Annotated in this window: 3 protein-coding genes; 2 read left to right on the top strand and 1 reads right to left on the bottom strand. The window is 61.3% G+C overall.

The features are described 5' to 3' along the window. Positions 1-552, top strand: a 552-nt coding sequence (locus PLJ71_18180) for a hypothetical protein (protein HQM50621.1), incomplete at its 5' end; no start/stop codon positions are given. Between the two features lie 18 nt (positions 553-570). Here PLJ71_18180 and PLJ71_18175 read toward each other — a convergent pair. Continuing rightward, on the bottom strand, positions 571-1,803 hold the full coding sequence (locus PLJ71_18175; GenBank protein HQM50620.1) for a PQQ-like beta-propeller repeat protein: 1,233 nt from the start codon (positions 1,801-1,803) through the stop codon (positions 571-573). A gap of 282 nt (positions 1,804-2,085) precedes the next feature. Here PLJ71_18175 and PLJ71_18170 point away from each other — a divergent pair, with 282 nt between their 5' ends. Continuing rightward, complete coding sequence (locus tag PLJ71_18170; GenBank protein ID HQM50619.1) at positions 2,086-4,512, top strand: hypothetical protein; 2,427 nt, start codon at positions 2,086-2,088, stop codon at positions 4,510-4,512. Positions 4,513-4,540 lie beyond the last annotated feature (28 nt).

The following is a 4,540-nucleotide window of genomic DNA, read 5'->3' as shown; positions in this document are numbered from 1 at the left end:
AAACCCGTGAATGACGCGAATGTCATGTACAGCTTTACGTTTTACGATCCCTTTGTGCTCACGTTGCAGGGAGCAGAATGGTTAACCCCAAAGTTGTGGTCTTACTTGGGCTCGGTTCCGTATCCATCGAGCCCCGAAATCATCGCCGAACGCAAACAGTCCATCCTCGAAAAGATCCCCGCTGATCCCCCCGATTGGCGCCCCGCCGCGGAGGGCTTGCTCCTCGAGTACGGGGATGCGAGATGGAATAAACAAAGAATCACGGACTGCGTCAAGAAACTCGTGGATTGGAACAAGTCTTACGGCGGGGGCCTCAAGCTCTGGTGCGCGGAATTCGGGTGTTACCAACGCACGATCGATCCCGAAGACAGGTATGAGTACCTCAAGGACGTTCGCGACGCGTTTGAGGAAAACAATATCGGATGGGCGTATTGGTCTTACAATGAAACGCTTACCGTCATGACGCCCGGCCGACAGCCGTTCGGACCCGCCAAGAATCAGACTCCGGACGAAAGACTGCTCGGAATACTCTTTGAACCCCGGACCGGATGATTCCGGGCACCAGTCGGTTCATTCGATGGTACACATTGCCAGCGTTGCTTCATCTTTCACGAAGACGGTGCTCCCTGCGAGCACCGGGTGCGCATACGTCGGGGTATCCGCGGCTTTGACCCGCGCCAGCTCGGCATACGCAGTACCGCTGGGCTCAAACACAACCATTTCTGAACTGCTCGGCAGAGCCAGGATGACCGAACCCGCGTCGATGATAGCCGAAAAGCCCCCCTTATCGCGCACAGTGCCGTCAACCCAGGCTGTTTGACCCGTTTGCTCGTTGAGGCAAAACAGATTGCCCGTGTTTGAGAGGCCAAAGATGAAACCGTCCTTCAGAACCGGCGTGCTGAACTGAGGGGCGATATCAGGGTTGCTCCAGAGCTCCGTCGCGGAAAAGCCGTCCCCCTGCTTCTCGACCTTAACGGCTTTGCTGCCCCGGCCTGCTCCCATGTAGATAACGGTTTGCCCGTCCACCAATGGAGTGGCCGCGTTATAGGCTCTTCTTGCGGGAACGAATGGCAGTTGCCACAGCAACGCGCCGTCTGCCACGCCAATTCCTACGACGCTCTTTTCCGCCAGCGTCACAACCTGTCTTGTCCCCGCGACCGTCAACAGAACCGGTGAGGCATATTCCGGGCCTTCGCCGCCCCACCGCCACTTCTCGTCGCCCGTGTTCAGGTCGAACGCGATGAAAGCCCCATTGCCCGGACCGCCCAGATGCGCAAGTGCCATGCCATCAACGATGATGGGAGACATGGCTGAGAAGAACTCCGGAACGACTCCGGGAAACGGATCTTTTCGCCACACCGGCGCGCCTTTTGCGGCATCCAGGCAGGAAAGGACCCCCGCCACGCCCAGCGTGACGACTTTCCCGTCTGCTACCGCCGGGGAACTTCTGGGCCCGGGGTGCCGGGAAGCCGGTCCCGCCACAGGCTGCGCCGCGTACTTGTCCCGCCACGCCTCCGTTCCCGTCTTCGCATCTAGACACAACGTAACCTCGTCCTCGCCTTGCCGCGTGAAGACATAGAGCCGGTCACCAACCAGCGCAGGAGTGGAATCACCCACGCCGACGGTTACTTTCCAGACTTGCTTTAGTGCCGCGGGCCAGGCCTGAGGCGCGTTGAACCCGGTCACCTTGCCATCCCGGTTGTCTCCCCGCCATTGCGGCCAATCTTGCGCAAAGGAGCAAGTGGCAATAATCAGAACCATCGCCCCCATCATGGTGCAGTTCCAAAGATTCAGTGCTTTCATGGTCCCTCCGATCCGTCGTCTCCCGAGCCGATGCTCACCGTAGGCCCACCGCCCAAGCCCGTCGACAACTACCCCACCTGAGAACTGAGATTCCGCAACTCCAGCCGAGATCACGATATGCCCTCCCTTGGGTTCTGTCAACAGGGACACTGTCTCGTTCACATGGCCGCGCCGGGGTACTGCATTGGCGCGCGAACCGTCCGCGCTTCGGATGAAAGCCGGGGTGTCCTCACGTGATATCATGCTTCCCACACAACGGCAATCCGTACGGAGGGCACCCAGATGCGCAAGACGTTAGAAGAAGCTGTCCTATTCGCCACAATACTCTTGGCATCAACGGCAGCATACGGAGCGGAAACAACCGCGCTTGCGGCGGAATGGCAAGGACGCGTTATTCCATGCCCGAAAACCTGCAAGGTCGCAGCCGTCCACCCCGCGCGCCCCGAAGACGTCGCGCTCATTGTGCCGGATGCTCCCGAGCCCAAATATGACACCATCCGCGGGTTGCTGGCCCCGTTCGCGGCCGCCACAGCCGAAGATGCGCCGTTCCGCATTGTGTTCACATTGTCAGGCAATGCCGGCAACGCTCTTCCCGAAAACGCAGCCAACGTATTAGCGACCGTGCCCAATGCCGATCAAGCCTGCGTCATCGTCTCAATCTCGCAAGCGGGCGCCTTCGGAGGATTGCTGGTGTGCGCCAACACAGACCTTGGGCTTCTCTACGGCGCGCGCACGTTGTCTCAGATGCTGAAAGCCGAACCAGGCACGGTGCCTGAATTAGCCCTGACCGACTGGCCGGATATGCCCGAACGGGGCCAGTGGGGAGGGAGTTCCACGCGCGATTTGGCCTGGCTCGCTGCGCGGAAGTTCAACGTCGTCGAGGCCCACGCATCCCTGTCGTGCGACGACAACGGTAACGGAATCGGCTCGTTACCGGAAGACATGCGCCGCGAAGCGGTTCGGGAAGGGATCAAACTCGTTCCCATCATCCTTCACCTCGAACAGATCATGACCAACGACGAGTTGCGCAAGCGCCTGCCGGGGCTCGCGTCCACTCCGAACCCGGCCGTGCCCGTGCCCTCCGATTACACGCCGGGAATCTGTTTCTCAAACCCGGATGCGATTCGCATCCTCGGCGACTGGATGGAGTCTCTGGTGCGATTGCCGGAGATCAGCGAGGTCATGCTCTGGCTGTCCGAGGATGCCGCGCCCTGTTTTTGCCCCGCCTGCGATGGAAGAGAACCGTTCACCGTCGAGGTGGCCGCCGCGGTACAGGCGTTCGAACGGGCGAAAGCCGTGAAGCCCGGCGCCTCGCTTCGCCTGCTGCTGACGCAGGGCTCCTATCCGGTCAACGAACTGGTCCTGAAGGCCGCGCCTCCTGACGTCAAGATCTCCTACTACCACGGCGGATATACCTACGATTCTTCGGACAAGCCGATGATCTATCCGTTGTTGGAGTCGTTTGCGCAGTCCGGGCGCTGGTTGGGCGTGTACCCCCAGGTAACCAATGCGTGGCGCACCGTCACGCCGTTCACGGGACCGCAGTTCATTCGCGCGCGCATGACGGAGTTCGTCGAGAAACGGCTATCCAACGTCATCGTCTACGCTGTTCCCTCCAACGATCTTCACGACTTCAACGTGACGGCTGCCGCCGAGTGGCTGTGGAACAATAAGGGCCGTGACGAGGCCGGGTTTGCACGGGCTTGGGCGCGTGCGCACGGGATTGCCGAACCGGACCGGTTCGCGGAATGGGCCGTCGCGGTTGGACCCGTCGGTTGGAAACTCGCCGGCAGCAGAACGGCCATCACTCTGATCGGCGACACCGGCGCCGCCTACACAAAAGGCGGCCACCCATTTGGTTTCGGGGAGTGGATACTTGGCGCAATTGCCTCCGAGGAGGAGATGATAAGCCTCAGGCGCCAGGCCGATGATGCGCTCGACCGCGCCATGAAACTGGGGTATGGTCCCGCCATCGCGGAGTCGCGCATCCATCAGGCATATCTGGACCTCTCCGACGGATTGCGGCTCCTTTCACAAGCGCCAGCGGCTGGCGCATCCGAGCCCGCATCGCCGGGCAACGCGCGTTACCGGGCTGCGTTTGAACAAGTAGACGCGGCCGCCCGAACCCTCGAGATAGAACATGTCGCCTGGGCACGTGCAATTGACCCCGGCCCGTTCCACTCGCGGCTGGTTGACACGATGGCGTCCGGATTCCGCGCGGCGGGCGCGGCCGTTGACGTGTTGCGCCGTTCAGGTATTCCAGATCCCGCACCGGAATTTCGCTCGAAGAACGTCGGCGAATGGAGCACTGTGAACTTCGCTGACGGGTCTGCGGTGGTCTTGACCTTCGATCTCGCCGAGACGTGGTATGGGCCTGGTCCTTACGTGCTCACGTTCGAGTATCACGGCGGCCTTCACGGTATCCGCATTACAAGACTCGAGTGCGTCGCGGTTGCGCCGGACGGCTCCGAGACCCCGCTGACCGAGGCCGCCGGCGCCGCCCAAGGCAACATACCCGCCGGCGAAACCAATGCCGGAGGCATGGTCAATATATACGAGCCGTGGCGCGAGGTGCGGTTCCATTTGCCGGCGCTACCCTCCCATGCCGCCCCGCGCGTCCGTGTCGGAGTGGAACTGCTGGAAGATGCCCCTCCGGAACAACGTGTGAGCAACGGGGCCGTTCTCCTGCGGCGGGACTTGTGTCTATAGGCCCAGCAAGGGGACATGTACCAAGCGC

The sequence above is a fragment of the Candidatus Hydrogenedentota bacterium genome (assembly GCA_035416745.1).
Taxonomy (GTDB): Bacteria; Hydrogenedentota; Hydrogenedentia; order Hydrogenedentales; family SLHB01; genus UBA2224.
Note: the sequence above shows the minus strand (reverse complement) of the source record. Positions and strands in the feature narration are given on the sequence as shown.

Coding starts and splice junctions, on each gene's coding strand:
- PLJ71_18170 (HQM50619.1), top strand. CDS start 2,086: ATGCGCAAGACGTTAGAAGAAGCTGTCCTATTCGCCACAATACTCTTG.
- PLJ71_18175 (HQM50620.1), bottom strand. CDS start 1,803: ATGAAAGCACTGAATCTTTGGAACTGCACCATGATGGGGGCGATGGTT.